This is a genomic window from Mesorhizobium sp. W067 (assembly GCF_054719525.1).
Window position 1 is genome coordinate 629,676 of record NZ_JBTTII010000001.1, and the last position, 17,575, is coordinate 647,250.

The 17,575-nt window shown below is 62.4% G+C and carries 24 protein-coding genes; 19 read left to right on the plus strand and 5 right to left on the minus strand.

The window, feature by feature from the left end; genetic code table 11:
* Positions 1 to 38: 38 nt before the first annotated feature.
* The 6 genes from ACYG97_RS02995 (at position 39) to ACYG97_RS03020 (ending at position 3,319) form a co-directional block, all read left to right on the plus strand.
* Positions 39 to 653 carry a hypothetical protein gene (locus tag ACYG97_RS02995; RefSeq protein ID WP_023733873.1) on the plus strand — a complete coding sequence of 205 codons (615 nt, stop codon included), beginning with the start codon at positions 39 to 41 and terminating at the stop codon, positions 651 to 653.
* A 7-nt stretch (positions 654 to 660) separates the two neighbouring features.
* On the plus strand, positions 661 to 1,509 hold the full coding sequence (locus ACYG97_RS03000) for a 23S rRNA (adenine(2030)-N(6))-methyltransferase RlmJ (RefSeq protein ID WP_023684716.1): 849 nt from the start codon (positions 661 to 663) through the stop codon (positions 1,507 to 1,509).
* Between the two features lie 192 nt (positions 1,510 to 1,701).
* On the plus strand, positions 1,702 to 1,878 hold the full coding sequence (locus ACYG97_RS03005; protein ID WP_023733874.1) for a hypothetical protein: 177 nt from the start codon (positions 1,702 to 1,704) through the stop codon (positions 1,876 to 1,878).
* A complete protein-coding gene (locus tag ACYG97_RS03010; RefSeq protein WP_084023740.1) occupies positions 1,830 to 2,177 on the plus strand; it encodes a MarR family transcriptional regulator in 348 nt (115 codons plus the stop codon). Before ACYG97_RS03005 ends, ACYG97_RS03010 begins: the two co-directional genes overlap by 49 nt.
* A gap of 70 nt (positions 2,178 to 2,247) precedes the next feature.
* Positions 2,248 to 2,670 carry a VOC family protein gene (locus tag ACYG97_RS03015; protein WP_023684718.1) on the plus strand — a complete coding sequence of 141 codons (423 nt, stop codon included), beginning with the start codon at positions 2,248 to 2,250 and terminating at the stop codon, positions 2,668 to 2,670.
* Positions 2,671 to 2,872: 202 nt separating this feature from the next.
* Complete coding sequence (locus ACYG97_RS03020; RefSeq protein ID WP_023733877.1) at positions 2,873 to 3,319, plus strand: hypothetical protein; 447 nt, start codon at positions 2,873 to 2,875, stop codon at positions 3,317 to 3,319.
* Between the two features lie 97 nt (positions 3,320 to 3,416).
* Here the strand turns inward: ACYG97_RS03020 and ACYG97_RS03025 are convergent, their stop codons facing one another.
* Positions 3,417 to 4,040: a TetR family transcriptional regulator gene (locus tag ACYG97_RS03025; RefSeq protein WP_031198064.1), complete on the minus strand. Its 624-nt coding sequence runs from the start codon at positions 4,038 to 4,040 to the stop codon at positions 3,417 to 3,419.
* Positions 4,041 to 4,102: 62 nt separating this feature from the next.
* On the opposite strand from ACYG97_RS03025, the gene ACYG97_RS03030 reads away from it, so the two are divergent.
* The 3 genes from ACYG97_RS03030 (at position 4,103) to ACYG97_RS03040 (ending at position 6,540) form a co-directional block, all read left to right on the plus strand.
* Positions 4,103 to 4,630, plus strand: a complete 528-nt coding sequence (locus ACYG97_RS03030; protein ID WP_023733878.1) for a DinB family protein — start codon at positions 4,103 to 4,105, stop codon at positions 4,628 to 4,630.
* Positions 4,631 to 5,213: 583 nt separating this feature from the next.
* Positions 5,214 to 5,603 carry a hypothetical protein gene (locus ACYG97_RS03035; protein WP_031262225.1) on the plus strand — a complete coding sequence of 130 codons (390 nt, stop codon included), beginning with the start codon at positions 5,214 to 5,216 and terminating at the stop codon, positions 5,601 to 5,603.
* A gap of 340 nt (positions 5,604 to 5,943) precedes the next feature.
* Positions 5,944 to 6,540: a glutathione S-transferase family protein gene (locus tag ACYG97_RS03040; protein ID WP_023689091.1), complete on the plus strand. Its 597-nt coding sequence runs from the start codon at positions 5,944 to 5,946 to the stop codon at positions 6,538 to 6,540.
* A gap of 63 nt (positions 6,541 to 6,603) precedes the next feature.
* Here ACYG97_RS03040 and ACYG97_RS03045 read toward each other — a convergent pair whose 3' ends face one another.
* Complete coding sequence (locus tag ACYG97_RS03045; RefSeq protein ID WP_023733880.1) at positions 6,604 to 7,254, minus strand: outer membrane protein; 651 nt, start codon at positions 7,252 to 7,254, stop codon at positions 6,604 to 6,606.
* 409 nt (positions 7,255 to 7,663) lie between these two features.
* Between ACYG97_RS03045 and ACYG97_RS03050 the strand changes: the two genes are divergently transcribed.
* The 6 genes from ACYG97_RS03050 to ACYG97_RS03075 all read left to right on the plus strand — a co-directional run bounded on the left by ACYG97_RS03050 (position 7,664) and on the right by ACYG97_RS03075 (position 12,841).
* Entirely contained in the window at positions 7,664 to 8,428 is a 765-nt protein-coding gene (locus tag ACYG97_RS03050; protein WP_023684725.1) for an SDR family oxidoreductase, read from the plus strand.
* Positions 8,425 to 10,500, plus strand: coding sequence for an excinuclease ABC subunit UvrC (gene uvrC, locus ACYG97_RS03055; RefSeq protein WP_023733881.1), 2,076 nt, complete (start codon positions 8,425 to 8,427; stop codon positions 10,498 to 10,500). Before ACYG97_RS03050 ends, uvrC begins: the two co-directional genes overlap by 4 nt.
* Positions 10,501 to 10,670: 170 nt before the next feature.
* Positions 10,671 to 11,267 carry a CDP-diacylglycerol--glycerol-3-phosphate 3-phosphatidyltransferase gene (gene pgsA / locus ACYG97_RS03060; RefSeq protein ID WP_023673449.1) on the plus strand — a complete coding sequence of 199 codons (597 nt, stop codon included), beginning with the start codon at positions 10,671 to 10,673 and terminating at the stop codon, positions 11,265 to 11,267.
* Between the two features lies 1 nt (position 11,268).
* On the plus strand, positions 11,269 to 11,526 hold the full coding sequence (gene moaD, locus ACYG97_RS03065; protein ID WP_023673448.1) for a molybdopterin converting factor subunit 1: 258 nt from the start codon (positions 11,269 to 11,271) through the stop codon (positions 11,524 to 11,526).
* 4 nt (positions 11,527 to 11,530) lie between these two features.
* Positions 11,531 to 12,004, plus strand: a complete 474-nt coding sequence (locus tag ACYG97_RS03070; RefSeq protein WP_023733882.1) for a molybdenum cofactor biosynthesis protein MoaE — start codon at positions 11,531 to 11,533, stop codon at positions 12,002 to 12,004.
* Positions 12,005 to 12,073: 69 nt separating this feature from the next.
* Complete coding sequence (locus tag ACYG97_RS03075) at positions 12,074 to 12,841, plus strand: YbaY family lipoprotein (RefSeq protein ID WP_023733883.1); 768 nt, start codon at positions 12,074 to 12,076, stop codon at positions 12,839 to 12,841.
* Between the two features lie 2 nt (positions 12,842 to 12,843).
* Here ACYG97_RS03075 and ACYG97_RS03080 read toward each other — a convergent pair whose 3' ends face one another.
* On the minus strand, positions 12,844 to 13,323 hold the full coding sequence (locus ACYG97_RS03080; protein WP_023733884.1) for a cupin domain-containing protein: 480 nt from the start codon (positions 13,321 to 13,323) through the stop codon (positions 12,844 to 12,846).
* 64 nt (positions 13,324 to 13,387) lie between these two features.
* Between ACYG97_RS03080 and ACYG97_RS03085 the strand changes: the two genes are divergently transcribed.
* On the plus strand, positions 13,388 to 13,843 hold the full coding sequence (locus ACYG97_RS03085) for a MarR family winged helix-turn-helix transcriptional regulator (protein ID WP_023673444.1): 456 nt from the start codon (positions 13,388 to 13,390) through the stop codon (positions 13,841 to 13,843).
* A gap of 86 nt (positions 13,844 to 13,929) precedes the next feature.
* On the opposite strand, the gene ndk is transcribed toward ACYG97_RS03085, so the two are convergent.
* The gene (ndk, locus tag ACYG97_RS03090) at positions 13,930 to 14,352 is read right to left on the minus strand and encodes a nucleoside-diphosphate kinase (RefSeq protein WP_023705335.1); all 423 of its coding nucleotides are present in this window, start codon (positions 14,350 to 14,352) and stop codon (positions 13,930 to 13,932) included.
* Positions 14,353 to 14,590: 238 nt separating this feature from the next.
* On the opposite strand from ndk, the gene ACYG97_RS03095 reads away from it, so the two are divergent.
* Entirely contained in the window at positions 14,591 to 14,815 is a 225-nt protein-coding gene (locus ACYG97_RS03095) for a hypothetical protein (RefSeq protein WP_023754715.1), read from the plus strand.
* A 12-nt stretch (positions 14,816 to 14,827) separates the two neighbouring features.
* Here the strand turns inward: ACYG97_RS03095 and bluB are convergent, their stop codons facing one another.
* Complete coding sequence (bluB, locus tag ACYG97_RS03100) at positions 14,828 to 15,463, minus strand: 5,6-dimethylbenzimidazole synthase (RefSeq protein WP_023705333.1); 636 nt, start codon at positions 15,461 to 15,463, stop codon at positions 14,828 to 14,830.
* A 262-nt stretch (positions 15,464 to 15,725) separates the two neighbouring features.
* Here bluB and ACYG97_RS03105 point away from each other — a divergent pair, with 262 nt between their 5' ends.
* Both ACYG97_RS03105 and ACYG97_RS03110 read left to right on the plus strand, forming a co-directional pair.
* Positions 15,726 to 16,238, plus strand: a complete 513-nt coding sequence (locus ACYG97_RS03105; RefSeq protein WP_023673440.1) for a DinB family protein — start codon at positions 15,726 to 15,728, stop codon at positions 16,236 to 16,238.
* A 446-nt stretch (positions 16,239 to 16,684) separates the two neighbouring features.
* Positions 16,685 to 17,335: a hypothetical protein gene (locus ACYG97_RS03110; protein WP_023689083.1), complete on the plus strand. Its 651-nt coding sequence runs from the start codon at positions 16,685 to 16,687 to the stop codon at positions 17,333 to 17,335.
* The last annotated feature ends 240 nt before the right edge of the window (positions 17,336 to 17,575 follow it).

Sequence of the window (17,575 nt, forward strand, 5' to 3'; positions counted from 1 at the left end):
GCGTTATTGGCAATCTGTCGAACACCCGGATCTCCTCAATGCGCTTTCTGTTTGTCCTGATACTGCTTGCCGGCGCCGCCATTGGCTTCGTCTATCCCTGGGCCATGAGCAATTTCTCCGGCCACGAGATCGGCGCCTGGCGCGTCTACGACCAGGGCCGGTTTAGGCCTGTGACGGTGACGCTGAAAGCTGGCGACGCGCCGGTCAGAGTGCTGGTCGACCTGACGGCAAAGGCCGAGCGCATTGTCTCGCAGCAGCGCACCGTGCTGACGCTGACTGCCGCCACAGCCGGGCGCACGGTGCTTGCCTCGACGCTGCAATTCAACCACGCCGACAATCCGCGGCAGGTCAGCCCGCAACTGCCCGACAAGATCTTTCGCGACGAGGCCGGCGTGATCGAAACCGTCAGTCCCGGCGCCTATCTCTTCACCGCCGGCCCGGGCGACGCCGACGATATCCCGATACGCGCAGTGGATCTGATACTGCGCTCCGGCGCCGGTGAGATCGATCAACGCGCACGGCCGGTTGGCTATGGGCTGATGGCCGTCGGCCTGATCGGCTTCCTGCTTACTCTGGCTTTCGGCGGTCGCCGGCCGGAGAACCCGAACTCGAAGCCGCCACCGCCGCGTTGGGGCAGAGGCTCCTCGACATGAGCGCAGCATGAACTACCGTCACGCCTATCACGCCGGCAATTTCGCCGACGTCGTCAAGCATGTCGTGCTCAGCCTTCTGCTCGACTATCTGAAGCAGAAGGACAAGGCGTTCCGTGTCGTCGACACTCATGCCGGCATTGGCCGCTACGATCTTTCGTCGGCGGAAGCGCAAAAGACCGGCGAATGGCAAGGCGGCATCGGCCGCCTCATCCACGCCCCGATCGAAAAATCGGCGGCTGCGCTGCTTGCCCCCTATCTTGAAGCGGTGCGTTCGCTCAATCCCGATGGCGGGGTGAAGAAATATCCGGGCTCGCCATTGATCGCCAGGCACCTCATGCGAAAGCAGGACCGGTTGTCGGCGATCGAACTGCACGGCGCAGATGCCGCCAGGCTGAAGACGCTGTTTGCCGGCGATTTCCAGACAAGGGTGATCGAACTCGACGGCTGGCTGGCGCTTGGCGCGCATCTGCCGCCAAAGGAAAAGCGCGGCCTGGTGCTGATCGATCCGCCGTTCGAGGAAGCCGGCGAATTCGACCGCCTGGTCGACGGCATGCAGAAAGCGCACAGGCGCTGGCCGGGTGGCATCTACGCGCTGTGGTATCCGATCAAGGATCGCAAAGCGATCATCGCCTTCCGCAAGGCGCTCAAGCAATCCGGCGTCCCAAAGTTGCTCGACATCGAGTTCGAGATCCGGCCGGCATCGCGTGAACCAAGCCTCGACGGCAGCGGCATGGTGGTGGTCAACCCGCCCTTCACGCTGGAGCGCGAACTGCGCATCGTGCTGCCGGTCCTGCACAGATTGCTGGCGGTCGAAAAGCCGGCGCACTGGTCGCTGGAATGGCTGGCCGGGGAGTAGCGACGCTTCGCAGCGGGCGACGCCCGCGGCAAAGACACAAAGTCGCTAGAGGTTTTGACGGTGGCGCCATCCGCGAATGCTCAGCTGTGTTCAACGAACCGAAACCATGGAGATGCACATCTAATCGGCTCGGCGTTGACGCTAATCCCAGAATCAGATAGATAGATATCTAATTATTAGATTTCGAATCGAATGCCAAGATCGACAGAAGAGGAACTGGTCAACGCGATAGGCTTCGCGATATCGCGCTGGCAGGATGCCGTCGAAACGTTCGATGGGACCGTCGCCGAAATCTATGTGCTGAGCGCTGCCGAGCGCCGCTGTCTCGGTGCGATCAATCACGGCCGGCGGGGCCGGCAAACCTCGTAGCGAGGGAGACAAATCTCACGCCGGCGGCGGTCACGACGTTGATCGACCGGCTGGAAAAGCGCGGCTTCGTCAGCCGTCAGCCGGATCCCGATGACAGGCGCAAGGTCATGGTCGCGGCGGGCAAGAAGACCGAGGAACTCGTCCGGCGCTGCTACCATCCGATCCTCGAGGCGGGCGCCGCATTGCTGGAGAATATTCGGCGGCCGAGATGCAGTTTTTGCTCGGCTTATCAAGAGGTCGAAGCGATGCAGAAGGCGCAGACCGAGAGGGTGCGCGGCAAACCAAAACCGGTGCGTTGAGAGAAGGCATCGGAGGATGGTCCGGCGAAACGCCGGTCCGGTTTCAAGTGTGTACTGTCAAGGAGACCCTATGCCCCGCATGATCTTCGTCAACCTGCCCGTCGCCGATCTCGCTGCGTCGATGGCATTCTACAAAGCCCTCGGCTTCGACAACAACCCGCACTTCACCGACGACACCGCAGCCTGCATGGTGCTGAGCGAAACGATCAACGTCATGCTGCTCACCCACGCCAAATGGCGTCAGTTCACCGATCGCCCCATCCCGCCGGCCACCTCGAGCGAGGTCATGCTTGCCGTGTCCTGCGACAGCCGCGCGGCGGTCGATGCGATGAACGAGGCGGCGGCGAAAAATGGCGGCGCCGCCGACATCAACGCCCAGCAGGATTATGGCTTCATGTACAATCGCAGCCTGGCCGATCCTGACGGCCACGTCTGGGAAGCGATGTGGATGGACCCGGCCGCCATACCGCAGGGCGACGCCAAGCAAGGCTGAACCGGGTTTCGGCGGCCCGCCGGCCATGGGCAGGCCGCTTTTCCTAATGGGCATGGCGAGCTTTTTCGAAGGTCAGGACGTGGTTTCGCAGCTTCGCACCGGCAAAACCGGTTGCGGAGCGGTAAACCATCGTCAGGGCGACCGCTTGACCGCGCGCCGCCGAATCCGCAAAGTGGGCGCAGTCGACCTTTGAGAGGCTGCCATGACTCGCTTTGCCAAATCCGCTCTTGCTGCCCTGATTTCGCTTTGCACGCCGCTGGCCGCACCCCTTGGCCAGCCAGCACAGGCCGCCGACCTTTCCGTCTATTCCGACGAGGACAGCGGCGTTTGCGGCGAGGCATGGGTGCTAAGCAAGATCTCCAGCCGCTTCTCCTACCAGGTGCATCACGTGCCGCATCTGCCGGATATTTCGATCACCGATTTTCAACGCATCCACCAGCATCGCTATCTCCCGGCCAGCGAAGAATGGCCGATCGGCCGCCGCTATTGCGGCGCCACCGTCAGCCTTTCCGATGGCCGCGCCCGCACCATCTGGTACTTGATCGAGGAAGGCCAGGGTTTTGCCTCGATCGGCGACAATGTCGAATTCTGCGTCTCGGGCTTCGACCGCTGGATGGTCTACAACGGCCGCTGCCGCGTCCTGCGCTAAGGTCGGATAAGAACCGCCGTTGAACCTGCCATCTCCCCGCAAGGGGGAGATCTGATGTCGCTCCGGATTCGCCAATCTCCGAACTGCTGCCGCTGCCTCACACCGCCTTCCCACCAGATACGTAAGCGCAGATCAGCTCGACCAACTGCTTCTGCAGTTCCGGGGCGTCGAGCATGTCTCGCCGCGCGGCATTGTGGATGACGCCCTCGACCGCTGAGGACAGCACCCGGGCCACGGTCTCATTGTCCTTTCTGCGCCTGCGATATTGCGCCACCGCCGCCGTGTAGTGATCCAGATAGCGCGACTGGAACGAGGCATGGGCGGCGCGTGAGCCGCGATCGCCCGGCGCCTCGTCGAGCAGCACCTGATGCAGCGTCGGATGGATGCTGTGCGCATCGATCATGCCGCGCACCAGCTCCTGCGCGAATCGCTTGAGCGGCTTGTCGCCTTCTGCTGATTCGGCGATCACCGACAGCACCTGATCGAAATGTCGCCGGCGAATTGCTTCGACCAGCGACAGCTTGTCGGGAAAATATTGATAGAGCGAGCCGATGCTGACGCCGGCCGCATCGGCCACCTTGTTGGTGGTGAAGCCGGCCCAGCCGAGCGCGCTCAGAACATGAGCACCGGCTTCGATGAGCGCCTCGACCGTCGCTCTCGAACGCGCCTGGCGCGGCTGCTTGCGCATGCGTGAGCGCGGCTTTGCAATGCGAGTAGACATGTCTGCTCCAGCAGCCAAGAATATAGACAACATACTCATATTTCTTGCAAAGGATACAGACCATGGACGCGCTGGATTTGCTCCGCAGCCTCTTCGTTTATCAAGCCTGGGCGAATGGTGAATTGCTGGAGAAGCTTGCGGGCCTCGACCAGCAGGAGCATGTCGATCAGCGTCACACAGCGACCCGTCTCGTCAACCACAACCTCGTCGTATCGAAGATATTCGCCGCGCATCTTTCCGGCACGCGTCATGGCTATGCGTCCGACAACACCGTGGACACACCGGCACTCGATGAATTGAGCGCTGATGTCGCTGCGATGGATCTTTGGTATCTCGACTATATCGAAGCCGTCTCGCCAAAGCTCATGTCAGAGCCTGTGGCTTTCACCTTCACCGACGGCGACAGGGCGATGATGTCAAGCCAGGAAATGCTGACACATGTCGTCACGCATGGCGGCTATCACCGCGGCGAGATCGGGCGGATCCTGATGCAGATCGGCATTGCGCCGCCGTGGGATACGTTTGCCGTCCACCTCCACCACGCCGAGCCTTCGCGCCGGCTGCAGGTGCGCGAACGGGTTGGCGCTTAGGGGCCCGCACCCGTTGGCTTCCAAGGGATCGCGGCTTCCCGGGAGGAGGATACCCCTATCTTTCGTTTCCCATTTCCGTTCGGCATCTCTTGCGCCGAAGCTGGCGATCCCCCTTCTCGTCTGGGAGACGTCCGACACACAACAGGCTGTCCTTCAAGTGCTGTCTTTCCTGGCTTTCATCCAACCATTTTCGATATACGAGCAAAAAGCTCGTGTTTAGTTTATTGCTGTTCCTGCAACCGTGGGGATGAAGCAAGATCAGCCTCTGCGGTGCGATGATTGTTGCCATCCGATAGGCCGCCGATGACCGCGTGAGATCGACGGCGTTGCAAAGAGAATGTGAGCTTGACGAGAAGATCGTGTGAGTCTCGATATCAGAGATTTCTCCCGCAACAGTTCGCTGCGAAGCGGGAAGATTCTTTGCCGATTTCTGTGCCGATCATTGCGATCATGCTCTCAGCGTAACCGAAACTTAATCTGCGAAATTCTATGTAATGCTTCGCTGGCTAGATAGGCACGAGTCAGATATGCATTAGCTCGCCGGGTCACTCACGGCCATCGGCACAAACGCAAGGGGCATCGCATGGCAAAGACCACGACGAAGGCGCCGGCGGCGAAAGCGCCGGCAAAGAAAGCGGCATCGAAAGCTGCCGCGAAACCTGCAGCAGTAAAGAAGGCAGCACCGAAGGCATCGGCAAAGCCGGCCGCCAAGGCAGCGGCAAAGCCGGCAGCTAAGGCAGTAGCAAAACCCGCCGCCAAGGCAGCAGCGAAACCCGCCGCCAAGAAGCCGGCCGCCAAGGCTGTGGCGAAGCCTGCTGCGAAGGCAGCAGCCAAGCCCGCCGCCAAGAAGCCGGCAGCCAAGGCAGCGGCAAAGCCCGCCGCCAAGGCTCCGATGAAGGCCGCCGCCGCCAAGTCGACGGCAGCTGTGAAGAAGGCTGCACCGGCCAAGAAGCCAGCCGCCAAGAAGAAGTAACAGCGGTCCATCTCAAAGCTCCCGGGAACTTTGCCGACTGGCAGATTCCCGGGAGCTTTTTTGTTGTGATTTAGGTCTTGTTTTGATGCATGTCGTTCTCTCGAAATTGACGCCACTTCTGTGAGACATGCATGGCGATTTCATTGTCGGCGGATTGGCCGCCTGGTTTTGCCCTTCTGGCAGTTGCTCCCTCAGGGAAGATCGGCCAACACTAAGGCGGTCGCATTCGATGGGGTTCAGGCGACACGCTCTAGACCTTTGCTTTACGCGCGTCGTTCTCAAGACCGGAATCGCATTTTTGAGCGACATGCACTGGCCGTCCGAAAACAGGGAACCGATCATGCCGAAGCTGCTCTACGCGTCCTCATCCCCCTACAGTTCCAAGGTGCGCATGGCAGCACTCCATGCCGGCATTGCCGTCGAGCTCGTTCCGGTCAAGACCGAGGACAAGCCTGCTGAACTGATGTCAGCCAATCCTCTCGGCAAGATTCCGGTGCTGGTGCTCGACGACGGCCGCTCGATCCATGACAGCCGCGCGATCACTCAGCATCTCAACCGCGCTTCGAAGAGCCTGTTGTTGCCGCGCAATGCCGACAAGCGCCTCGAGGCCGAAGTGCTGGAGGCGCTGGCCGACGGCATATGCGACTGCGCGCTGTCGATGGTCTATGAGCGGCGCACGCGTCCGGAGGAGATGGTCTATCAACCCTGGCTCGATCGCCAGTGGACCAAGATCACCGCCGCACTCGATTTCCTCAACGCCAATCCGCCGAAGCTGCCGAAGAAGATCACGCTTGGCCAGCTGGCGTTGCGTGCATGCCTCGGCTACCTCTCTCTGCGCTTCGCCGGCAAATGGGAAAAGGGCCGCGGCCGCCTGACCCGCTGGGCAGCGCGTTTCGATGAGAAGTTTCCGGGGCTGAAGGTGGCTGTGCCGGCCTGACGGGCGAAACAAAAAAAGCCGGGCGCGAGGCCCGGCTTTCTTGTGTCGTGGCTTGAACGACAGTTAGAACTTCATACCGACGCCGAAGGTGACGCGGTTGTCGCTCTCTTTGACCTTGGTGCCGACACTGTCGAAGCTCTTGGAACCGAAGTCGGTGTAGCGGTACTCGACACGGCCGAACACATTGTCGGTGATCTTGATGTCGGTGCCGACGCCGGCCGTCCAGCCGAGCATGGTGTTGCTGTCGCTGTCGCCGGGGACCGAGACCTTCTGGTTCTTCAGGGCGCCGCCGCCGGTGCCGTAGAGCAGGATTTCCGGGGTCACGGCGTAACCCAGACGGGCGCGCAGCGAGCCTTCGAAGCCGCCCTTGGAATTGACGCCGCCGCTGTCACCCTTGACGCCATTGTAGCCGAGATCGGCTTCAGCACCGTACACGAAGTTTTCCTGCTGCCACTGGTAGCCGCCGAAAACGCCGCCGACAAAGCCCTTGGTCTTGATGTCCGGGCCGCCGTCATGGACTTTGGCATGACCGCTGAAGCCGTAGCCGGCGCTGACACCGGCATACGGGCCGGCCCAGGAAGCGACGGGGAGCTCGGCGATCGGGGCCGGCGCCGGGGGCTCTTCCGAGACGACATCGGCAGCAAAAGCGGTACCGCTGAGGGCGAAGAGCCCGAGCGCAACCGCGAGCGGCGCGAATTTGAGATTGGTTTGCATTGTTGTTACTCCTTAAGCCACAAGACACGTAGGCTTGTTTGTCCTGAGCGCCATCAACCCGTCCGGGGGGTGAAACGGATCTGGCACTCAACGGTTCCGAATGTCGTGTCAAAATGCGGCGGCAGCGAACCTGAAAATGGGTCATTCCCCGGCACGAATGAGGCCGAAGCTTGACGTTGCATCTTCGCAACAGCGAAATGTCAGTACGCAGGCGATGCTGCACTGCACTCGGCTTGGTGCAACGGGTTCAGCGTCCTATATTGCGGTCCTGCCGACCCGAATCCGGGGCGGTGCCGGCGGCGAAAAAGCCGTTTCGCCACATTCCTGCCCCAGTGGAAACGGCATTTAACCCCTGGACGCGTCACAATGTGCCGCTAGCCGAATTGAGGCGCAGATTGAGGATTGACAGATGATCGAAGCCGCCGGAACGGCGCTGGTGACGGGCGGGGCGAAGCGGATCGGCAAGGCGATCGTCGAGGATCTGGCCGCGCACGGTTTTGCCGTCGCCATCCACGCCAACCGCTCGACCGCCGAGGCCGACGCGCTGGCTGCGAGCATCAGGGACGGAGGCGGCCGCGCCGGCGTGGTAGCCGCCGATCTGACCGACATGGATGCGGTTGGCGATCTCGTCGGCCGCGCCGCGGCAGCGCTCGGCCCGGTCACGCTTCTTGTCAACAATGCGTCGCTGTTCGTCGACGATAGCGTCGAGGACTTCGACTGGGCGGCATGGGACCTTCACTTCGCCATCCATGTGAAGACGCCGGCGCTGTTGGCGCAAAACTTCGCCCGCGCCTTGCCGCAAGGGCAGGAGGGGCTGATCGTCAACATCATCGACCAGCGCGTCTGGCGGCCGACGCCGCGCTATTTCTCCTATGCGCTCTCGAAGTCGGCCCTGTGGACGCAGACCGAAATGCTGGCACAGGCGCTCGGTCCGCGCATCCGCGTCAACGCCATCGGTCCCGGTCCGGCGCTGAAGAATGCGCGCCAGGACGATGATGATTTCCAAAAGCAGGTCGATGGCCTGATTCTGAAGCGCGGCCCGCAATTGGCCGAATTCGGCGCCACCATCCGCTATCTCTGGGAGGCGCGCTCGGTGACCGGCCAGATGATCGCGCTCGACGGCGGCCAGCATCTTGCATGGCAGACGCCGGATGTGACAGGCATGGTGGAATGAGTCCCGCAGACCAGAAACACAAAACGCGCGCCGGCGCCGCCGACGATATGCCGCCCGACATCGAGCTTGAGGATGAAGCGGTCGAGGAGATCGTCGAGCCCGAGGCCACCGGGCCCGATGTCGCCTTCACAGCGATAGACTGGGCGCCGCATGCCGGCGACGCCGACGGCATGGTCGGCGCCGAGGTCATCCAGACATTGGTCAAGCGGCTGCCCAATGCGCCCGGCGTCTACCGCATGATGAACGCTGCCGGCGACGTGCTTTATGTCGGCAAGGCGCGCAGCCTGAAGAAGCGGGTGACCAACTACGCGCAAGGCCGGTTCCACACCGCCCGCATCGGCCGCATGGTGCGCGAGACATCGACGATGGAGTTCGTCGTCACCCGCACCGAAATCGAAGCGCTGCTGCTCGAGGCCAATCTCATCAAGCGCTTGCGGCCGCGTTTCAATGTTCTGATGCGGGACGACAAGTCGTTCCCTTACATCCTGTTGACCGGCGATCACGTCTCGCCCGGCATCTACAAGCATCGCGGTGCGCGCTCGCGCAAGGGCGACTATTTCGGACCTTTTGCGTCGGCCGGCGCGGTCGGGCGCACCATCAATTCGCTGCAGCGCGCCTTCCTGCTCAGGAGCTGCACCAACTCCTTTTACGAAAACCGCACCCGGCCGTGCCTGCTCTACCAGATCAAGCGCTGTGCCGGTCCATGTACCGGGGAGATCTCGCATAGCGACTATGCCGAGCTGGTCAGCGAGGCGAAGGATTTTCTGTCGGGCCGCAGCCAGAAGGTGAAGACCGAAATCTCTGCCGCCATGCAGCAGGCCTCGCAGGAGCTCGATTTCGAGCGCGCCGCCATTTATCGCGACCGGTTGGCTGCACTGTCCCATGTGCAGAGCCATCAGGGCATCAACCCGGCCACGGTCGACGAGGCCGATGTCTTTGCCATCCATCAGGAGGGCGGCCAGGTCTGTATCCAGGTGTTTTTCTTCCGCACCGGCCAGAACTGGGGCAACCGCGCCTATTTCCCCAAGGCCGATCCGGCACTGGAGGGGGCGGAAGTGCTGGGCTCGTTCCTGGCGCAGTTCTATGACGACAAGCCGACGCCACGGAACATCCTTCTGTCGCGAGGCGTCCAGGATCAGGAACTGTTGGCCGAAGCGCTGTCCACCCGCGCCGGCCGTAAAGTGTCGATCTCGGTGCCGCAGCGCGGCGAGAAGAAGGATTTGACCGACAACGCGCTGCAGAATGCCCGCGAGGCGCTCGGCCGCCGCCTGGCCGAAACCTCCACGCAAGGCCGGCTGCTCGCCGGCTTTGCCGAGACCTTCGGCCTGCCGAAGCCGCCGGTGCGCATCGAGGTCTACGACAATTCGCACATTATGGGCACCAACGCCGTTGGCGCCATGGTCGTCGCGGGGCCGGAAGGGTTTGTGAAGAACCAGTACCGCAAATTCAACATCCGCTCGACCGAGATCACGCCCGGTGACGATTTCGGCATGATGCGCGAGGTGATGGAACGGCGCTTTTCGCGGCTGCTGAAGGAACATGGCGATGTCGTTCCCGACGACGCGGCAGCCGGTGGAGCAGGCGACGACATCGAAGAAGACATCTCCGGCAGCTTCCCGGCCTGGCCCGACGTCATCCTGATCGATGGCGGCCAGGGCCAGATGAGCGCGGTGCGCAAGATCCTCGCCGACCTCGGCATCGAGGATCGCGTGGCGGCCATCGGCATCGCCAAGGGCCAGGACCGCGATGCCGGCCGCGAGCGTTTCTTCGTCAGTGGCAGGGACTCGTTTTCGCTGCCCGTCCGCGATCCCGTGCTCTATTTCGTCCAGCGGCTGCGCGACGAGGTGCATCGCTTCGCCATCGGTTCGCACCGCGCGCGGCGCAAGAAGGAATTGGTCAAGAGCCCGCTCGACGAGATCGCCGGCATCGGTCCCGGTCGCAAGCGCGCGCTGCTGCTGGCCTTCGGCACTGCCAAGGCGGTCAGCCGCGCGGCAGTCGAGGATCTGGTCAAGGTCGACGGTATTTCAGAGCAGGTCGCCAAGCTCGTCTACAATCATTTCCATGAGAGCTGAGCGCCGGTGACGCCGCTGTCCCGATCAAATGGCAGCAGCCGTTCTTTTCTCGCAGGCCACTCGAATCCCGGCAATCGCGCGCTATTTTCGTCTGGCCAATCGAATCTCGCCTGTTGACCCCCTACATCCGGTTCTGATTTGAGTACGCAGGCAGAGAGAGTCCCTGAGATATGGCCAAGCGCGCGTTCAACCTGCCCAACATGCTTACCTATGCCCGCATCGTCGCGGTGCCGCTGGTGGTGCTGTGCTTTTTTCTCGAGGGGCATCTGAAATCGAGCGACTTCGCCCGCTGGTCGGCGTTGATCATCTTCCTGCTGGCTTCGATCACCGACTATCTCGACGGCTATCTGGCGCGCGCCTGGCAGCAGACGTCAAACATCGGCAAGATGCTGGACCCGATCGCCGATAAACTGCTGGTCGCCACCTGCCTGCTGCTGCTCGCCGCCGACACCGACCGCCATGCCGGCATCGCAGGCTGGTCGTTGTGGGCGGCAATCATCATCCTGTGCCGCGAAATCCTGGTTTCGGGGCTGCGCGAATATTTGGCGGCATTGAAAGTCTCGGTGCCGGTGACGCAGCTCGCCAAATGGAAGACCGCCATCCAGATGGTCGCCATCGCCTTCCTGCTGGCTGGGCCTGCCGGCGACAAGATCTTCCCGCTGACCACGCAGACCGGACTGGTGCTGCTGTGGATCGCAGCCCTCGTCACGCTCTACACCGGCTACGACTATTTCCGCGCCGGCCTCAAGCACATCATGGACGAGTGAGATGATCACCCGGCTCATTTATTTCGCCTGGGTGCGCGAACGGATCGGCAAGCCGGAAGAGGATGTCGAACTGCCCGCCGGTATCGAGACGGTGGCCGACCTCCTGCGCTGGCTGAAATCGCGTGGCGAGGAATATGAGCACGCGCTGCAATATCCTGATGTGATCCGCGTCGCCATCAACCAGGAACATGTCGAGCATCGCGAGAAGATAGCCGGCGCGCGCGAGATCGCGCTGTTTCCGCCGATGACCGGGGGCTGACACCATGTCCGGCGCGCCGACGGTGCGCATCCAGCGCGACGATTTCGACGTTGCCGCCGAGATCGCGAAACTGACCGAGGGTCGCGCCGACATCGGCGCCGTGGTGTCCTTCTCAGGACTTTGCCGCGACGAGCAGGGCCAGCTGTCGGCCCTGGAACTCGAGCACTATCCCGGCATGGCCGAGGCCGAAATCACCCGCATCGCCCGCGAGGCACTTCAGCGCTGGCCGCTGCAAGGGCTGACCGTCATCCATCGCCACGGCAAGATCGCACCGGGCGAAAACATCGTGCTGGTGGTGGCGGCGTCCTCGCACCGGCAGGCGGCGTTCGAAGCGGCCAATTTCCTGATGGATTTCCTGAAATCGCGTGCACCCTTCTGGAAGAAGGAGCACCGCGTGGACGGCACCGATGGCGGCTGGGTCGAGGCCAAGGACGCCGACGACCAGGCTGCGGCGCGCTGGAAGGCGCGGCCCGAATAAATCTCGGCGCAGCCATGTATTGACCGCATTCCCTTGGCCAAATCGCATCGGCAAAAAGGGAGCAAGGGCATGCTGGACAGGATCGCCGAATTCTTCGTCTTCGGTTTTGTGCCGCTGGTTATCGGCGTTCTGGCCGTTCCCGAGCCTTCCGTCGCCGCCGAGAAAACCCTGAAGGGCGAGGTGATGTATCGCGAGCGCATCGCGCTGCCGCCCAACGCCGTGCTGTCGATTCAACTTGCCGATGTATCGCTGGCCGATGCGCCGGCCGCCATTGTCGGCGAGCGCAAGGTAGCGCCGGCCGGCCAGGTGCCGATCAAGTTCGAGATCAGCTTCGATCCAACGGTGATCCGGCCCAACATGACCTATGCGCTACAGGCGCGCATCACCGCCGACGACAAGCTGCTGTTCGTTACGGACTCGCGCTATCAGGTCGATCCGCTCAGCGACGCGCCGCAGGCCATTGTGCTGAAAATGGTGGCGCCGAGCGACAAGCCGACCTCGGCCTCGCTGTTCGGCCAGAGCTGGCTGGTCGAGTATATCGACGGTATCGGCGTGATTTCGGAGCCGCAGGCGACGTTCCGGGTCAGCGAAGCCGGCAAGGCCGGCGGCAGCGGCCCGTGCAACGCCTATTTCGCCACCGCCAAGGTCGATGGCGAGACCATCGTCATCAGCGACATCGGCTCGACCTACAAAGCCTGCGCGCCGGAGGTGATGGCCGAGGAAAAGGCGCTGTTCGAGGCGCTCGCCAAGGCGGCGTCATACCGTGTCGATGGCGGCAAGCTGATCATCGCCGACAAGGACGGCCGTGACATTTTGCGATTTAACGCAGCGAGTTAAGATCAAGACTGCGGCGGCGGCGGGGGCGCCGGCGTCAGGCCGAACCGGCGCATCAGGTCCATCAGCCTGGTGCGGTCTGGCGGGCCGCCAGTGCTGAAGATGGCGAAGGCCTCGCGAAAATATTCCGGGCCGATCGCCGCCGGTGTCACCACGCACAGCACCTTGGCTGTCGCGGCGATGTCGTTGTCGAAGCGATGGACCGCGCCGCGCGGAATGCACAGCGCCTGGCCCGGCCCGATATCGTGCCGGTGTCCGTCGACGGTCAGCATCAGCACGCCTTCGATCCCGTACATCGTCTCTTCATAGTGATCGTGGCTGTGCGCCGGGGCGGGCAGGCGCTGCGAGCCGGCGACCGTCAGTTCGAAGGCGGCGATGCTGCCGTTCGACTGGTCGCCGGTAAGCAGGAAGCGCACGGCAAGGCCGCCATGGCTGATTGTCTCGTCGGCCGGATTGACGCTGATCTGGCTAGCTCTGTCTAGCATTTCATCCTCCCACGTGGTAAATTGAATTTACCGAAATGAGTAAACTCAATTTACCAGAGTGTCAATGCCATTATCCGCGGAAGCACCGCCAAAGAAGCCACCGCTGATCGGTGCGCTGCTGCGCGTTCCGGCCATGGCCATTCACCGCAAGCTGATCAGGGATCTCAGGGCGTCGGGTTTCGAGGACCTCAGCCCGCCGCATATGGCGGTGATCCAATATCCCGGCCCGGATGGCCTTCGGCCGAGCGCGCTCGCCGAGCGCGCCGCGATGAGCAAGCAGGCCATGAATCAACTGCTGAAGACGCTGGAAGCGATGGGTTATATCACTCGCTCGGCGGCACCCGATGAGAGCGGCGGGACCGTCGTCCACTTCACCGACCGCGGGCGCGCCGCATACCAGAAGATGGCCGACATCCTGCTCGACGTCGAACGGGAATGGGCCGAGGAACTGGGCGAGAAGCGTTTCACGGAGCTGAAAACGCTGCTCGGCGACCTCTGGGACACGCCGCTCATCCGTTGAAAGCGGCATGAAGCCGAAGCCGGGACCTGACCAAAGAAAAAGGCCGGCGAAGTGCCGGCCTCTTGCATACATTGGTTCGCGTCGGCTCAGCCGACGATCTCGGTGTCGGAGAACCAGTACTTGATCTCCTGCGCGGCGGTTTCCGGCGCGTCGGAGCCGTGCACGGAATTCTCGCCGATCGACAGCGCGTGGACCTTGCGGATGGTGCCTTCGGCGGCGTTGGCGGGGTTGGTCGCGCCCATAACTTCGCGGTTCCTGGCAATGGCGTTTTCGCCTTCCAGAACTTGCACGATGGTCGGCGCCGACGACATGAATTCCACCAGTTCGCCGAAGAACGGACGATCCTTGTGGACGGCGTAAAAGCCTTCGGCCTCGCGGCGGCTCATCCACACGCGACGTGAGGCGACGACGCGCAGGCCGGCCTCTTCCAGCATCTTGGTGATGGCGCCGGTAAGATTGCGCCGGGTCGCGTCCGGCTTGATCATGGAAAAGGTGCGTTCGAGCGCCATGGGGTCGTCCTTGTCTTGAGATGGAAAGTCTTGAGATCGGAATGTGGAGTGGCGGGCTCTATACAAGCCGCCCGGCCCATTGCCAAGGGGAGGCGCCCCGGCAGCGTTATTCGACCGCGACCGCCCGCATGGCCGTTCGCAACGCTGTGGTCAAAGGCAAGGCTTTGCGGGAAAATGGCGATTGCGCAGGCACGCACGGTTTCGAAGGGAAACCAGCGGAATGGAAAGACATCGGACCATGTTTGACGGGACGCGCTGGCCCTACCACCACCTCAGGCCGGGCGACATAAAAGGGAGCCTATTGATTATCGGCATTTTTGCTGCCGTGGGCCTTGTTATGCTGCTCTTTCCGGGACTCCGCACAGATACGAACTTCGGCTTCGGCCCCGAATGGCAATGCACGCTGATGCCGAAGGGCGACCCGATCTGCGTCAAGCTGGTCGGCAAAGAGGGCGCGAAGTGACTGTCAGTATCACTACCGCCTGATAACAACGGGCGGCCGCCGGCGCTCCCAGCCCTCGCGCTCCAGCGTCGGCATCTCATGCTCCTCGCTGGGATAGCCGAGGCAGAAATAGCCGATCAGCGTCCACTCAGGCGGGGTGTCCAGGATTGCGGCCATCTCGGCGGCGTCGAGGATCGACACCCAGCCCATGCCGATGCCTTCCGCCCGCGCCGCCAGCCACAGTGTGTGCACCGCCATGACGGCCGAATAGTCGATGGTCGCCGGCATGGTCATGCGGCCGAGCCCGTGGCCCTGTTGCGTCGTGCGGTCGGCGAAAACCGCGAACTGGCAGGGCGCTTCATTGAGACCGGCGAGCTTCAGCCGGGCATAGAGAGCGGCGCGCTCGCCCGAAAAGCATGCCAGCGCCTCGGCATTGCAGCGCTCGAAACAGTCTCTCACCGCGCCCCGCCGCTCGGCGCTCTCGACCACCACGAAGCGCCACGGCTGGCTGAGACCGACGGACGGCGCGACGCTGGCAAGCTCCAGCAGCCGCTCCAGCGTATCCTCGGGCAAAGCCGTCCGCTCGAAGCGCCGCACATCCCGGCGCCAGCGCAGCAGCGTGACCAGCCCGGCGCGAAAATCATCGGTGAAATCGGGGGGTGGTGGCATGGCGATCAGGAGACTTGTGTGGGGAATAGGCAGTAGGCAGTAGGCAGCAGGCAGTAGGCAGTAGGCAGTACAGCGCTCAGACCCTATTGCCTACTGCCTATTCCCTAAGCTGCTGCCGCCGCCTCCTTCCAGCAATGCCGGTTGAGCGGACGGGTCGCGTCGTGTCCGACGAGTTCATAGAACAGAATGGTCATTGGCGGCTGCGTCCTCGCGGTCTAATTAGGCGCCTGCGGCTGAAGCGGAACTCGTCGGCGGGAAAAAGATGAAACAGCATTTCATGATGTTCGCGGCCTACAATCAATGGGCCAATGGCCGCATCTACGATGCCGTCGCCGCACTTGACGAAGAAGAGTTCAACCGCGATGTCGGCGCATTTTTCGGCTCGATGATGGGCACGCTCAACCATCTGCTGGCCACCGACCGCATCTGGATGAAACGCTTCACCGGCGAGGGCGACGCGCCGGCAAAGCTCGACGCCATCCTGCACCGCGCATTGCCTGGTCTAAAGCTGGCGCGTGAGGCCGAGGACAGGCGGATCGTCGACTGGGTCGGCGGTTTGACCGAAAAGGCTTTGTCCGGCCGCTTCTCCTACATGACCGTTTCCGACATGCGCACCGTCTCGCAGCGGCTGGCGCCGGCGCTGGGACACGTCTTCAACCACCAGACCCATCACCGCGGCCAGGCGCATACCATCCTGACCATTCTCGGCCGGCCTTCGGTGCAGCTCGACCTGGCGTTTTTCCAACGCACCGACGAAGGCCGCGCCTACGCCTGATCTCCTGACCGCGCTTCCCGTTTAAACGCACGGGAGCGTTAACCGGTGCATTTGCGCGGCCGTCGATGCCCGGCACCAGCTCTGGATCCAAGCCGGGTTTGAGGACCCTGTCGGCACAACGCTGCCCGGTGACTGGGCCAGATGGCTGGGCTGTCAGTGGCCCGCCTTTTGTGGGCCTTCGGCTCCAGGCCGCCGCAGCCACAACCCGCTCCAACTCCGGTGGAATTTCTGTCGAGAGAATTAAACAAAGTTTAAATATTGAAGCAAAAACATATTTTTTTTTAGCAGACCAGTGCACGCCTTGAGAACTACAATCCTTATTCTTGGAAAAAATAAAGAAACTATAAGGAAGACTCGTGCGTAGCTGTGAGTGCATAAGCATATGTCTGCTTTGGTTTGCTGGCATGTTGCAATGCACAAAGCAGAACGGCAACAAGGAGAGTGTCATGGTTAATATCACTCAAAAAATCGCTAGAACACTGGCGGCGGGTGCAATTATCGTCATTTTTGCCGCTCCCGCGAATGCAGGCGGCGGAATTGGCGTCGGTGTCGGCGCATCTATCGGCGGTGCTGGCGGCATCAATGCCGGTGTTGGCGCTTCGATCGGCGGCAGCGGCGGGGTCAAGGCCGGTGCCGGCGCCTCGGTTGGCGGCAGCGGCGGTATCAAGGCGGGTGCTGGCGCAACGGTCGGCGGCAATAGCGGCGTTACAGCAGGCCTCGGCGCCTCAGTCGGCGGTAGCAGCGGCATTAAGGCTGGCGCTGGCGCGACGGTCGGCGGAGCCGGTGGCATCAATGCCGGTGTTGGGGCCACGGTCGGCGGCAGCGGAGGTATCAATGCCGGTGTCGGCGTCAACGTCGGCAGCGGCATCAACGTCGGTGTCGGCGTCGGCATTGGCGGAACGCCGGGCACGCCCGGTACCCCCGGCACTCCAGGAACTCCTGGAACACCAGGCACCCCTGGGACACCCGGTATCGTCGCTAGCATGTCGAACAGCCAGCTGACACGTATGAAGAAGCGCTGCGTCGATGTGCTCGCCAGCGAGGGCACCTACGACAGCGATCTGCGGCAGCTATGCCTTATGATCTCGCGTCGCTGAGACAGGTTTCGCCGGGAGTGTCGAGCCAGCCGTGAGGCTTTACGGCACTCTCCTACCGCATGGCCCAGACTTCCCGAGGGACATGCGCTGACGAGAAGCCTCCGGCCAGTCGGAAAGCCCGCCGCGCAAGTGGCGGGCTTTTTGTCGCCACTCACAAGGCAACCGATCGCGCCTTTCGATTGCCGGAGTTTTTTATCGTTTAACGGAAACGGTGAAACGCGCTATCCCTTTGTCTTGGTA

Coding starts and splice junctions, on each gene's coding strand:
- ACYG97_RS02995 (WP_023733873.1), top strand. CDS start 39: ATGCGCTTTCTGTTTGTCCTGATACTGCTTGCCGGCGCCGCCATTGGC.
- ACYG97_RS03000 (WP_023684716.1), top strand. CDS start 661: ATGAACTACCGTCACGCCTATCACGCCGGCAATTTCGCCGACGTCGTC.
- ACYG97_RS03005 (WP_023733874.1), top strand. CDS start 1,702: ATGCCAAGATCGACAGAAGAGGAACTGGTCAACGCGATAGGCTTCGCG.
- ACYG97_RS03015 (WP_023684718.1), top strand. CDS start 2,248: ATGCCCCGCATGATCTTCGTCAACCTGCCCGTCGCCGATCTCGCTGCG.
- ACYG97_RS03020 (WP_023733877.1), top strand. CDS start 2,873: ATGACTCGCTTTGCCAAATCCGCTCTTGCTGCCCTGATTTCGCTTTGC.
- ACYG97_RS03025 (WP_031198064.1), bottom strand. CDS start 4,040: ATGTCTACTCGCATTGCAAAGCCGCGCTCACGCATGCGCAAGCAGCCG.
- ACYG97_RS03030 (WP_023733878.1), top strand. CDS start 4,103: ATGGACGCGCTGGATTTGCTCCGCAGCCTCTTCGTTTATCAAGCCTGG.
- ACYG97_RS03035 (WP_031262225.1), top strand. CDS start 5,214: ATGGCAAAGACCACGACGAAGGCGCCGGCGGCGAAAGCGCCGGCAAAG.
- ACYG97_RS03040 (WP_023689091.1), top strand. CDS start 5,944: ATGCCGAAGCTGCTCTACGCGTCCTCATCCCCCTACAGTTCCAAGGTG.
- ACYG97_RS03045 (WP_023733880.1), bottom strand. CDS start 7,254: ATGCAAACCAATCTCAAATTCGCGCCGCTCGCGGTTGCGCTCGGGCTC.
- ACYG97_RS03050 (WP_023684725.1), top strand. CDS start 7,664: ATGATCGAAGCCGCCGGAACGGCGCTGGTGACGGGCGGGGCGAAGCGG.
- uvrC (WP_023733881.1), top strand. CDS start 8,425: ATGAGTCCCGCAGACCAGAAACACAAAACGCGCGCCGGCGCCGCCGAC.
- pgsA (WP_023673449.1), top strand. CDS start 10,671: ATGGCCAAGCGCGCGTTCAACCTGCCCAACATGCTTACCTATGCCCGC.
- moaD (WP_023673448.1), top strand. CDS start 11,269: ATGATCACCCGGCTCATTTATTTCGCCTGGGTGCGCGAACGGATCGGC.
- ACYG97_RS03070 (WP_023733882.1), top strand. CDS start 11,531: ATGTCCGGCGCGCCGACGGTGCGCATCCAGCGCGACGATTTCGACGTT.
- ACYG97_RS03075 (WP_023733883.1), top strand. CDS start 12,074: ATGCTGGACAGGATCGCCGAATTCTTCGTCTTCGGTTTTGTGCCGCTG.
- ACYG97_RS03080 (WP_023733884.1), bottom strand. CDS start 13,323: ATGCTAGACAGAGCTAGCCAGATCAGCGTCAATCCGGCCGACGAGACA.
- ACYG97_RS03085 (WP_023673444.1), top strand. CDS start 13,388: ATGCCATTATCCGCGGAAGCACCGCCAAAGAAGCCACCGCTGATCGGT.
- ndk (WP_023705335.1), bottom strand. CDS start 14,352: ATGGCGCTCGAACGCACCTTTTCCATGATCAAGCCGGACGCGACCCGG.
- ACYG97_RS03095 (WP_023754715.1), top strand. CDS start 14,591: ATGTTTGACGGGACGCGCTGGCCCTACCACCACCTCAGGCCGGGCGAC.
- bluB (WP_023705333.1), bottom strand. CDS start 15,463: ATGCCACCACCCCCCGATTTCACCGATGATTTTCGCGCCGGGCTGGTC.
- ACYG97_RS03105 (WP_023673440.1), top strand. CDS start 15,726: ATGAAACAGCATTTCATGATGTTCGCGGCCTACAATCAATGGGCCAAT.
- ACYG97_RS03110 (WP_023689083.1), top strand. CDS start 16,685: ATGGTTAATATCACTCAAAAAATCGCTAGAACACTGGCGGCGGGTGCA.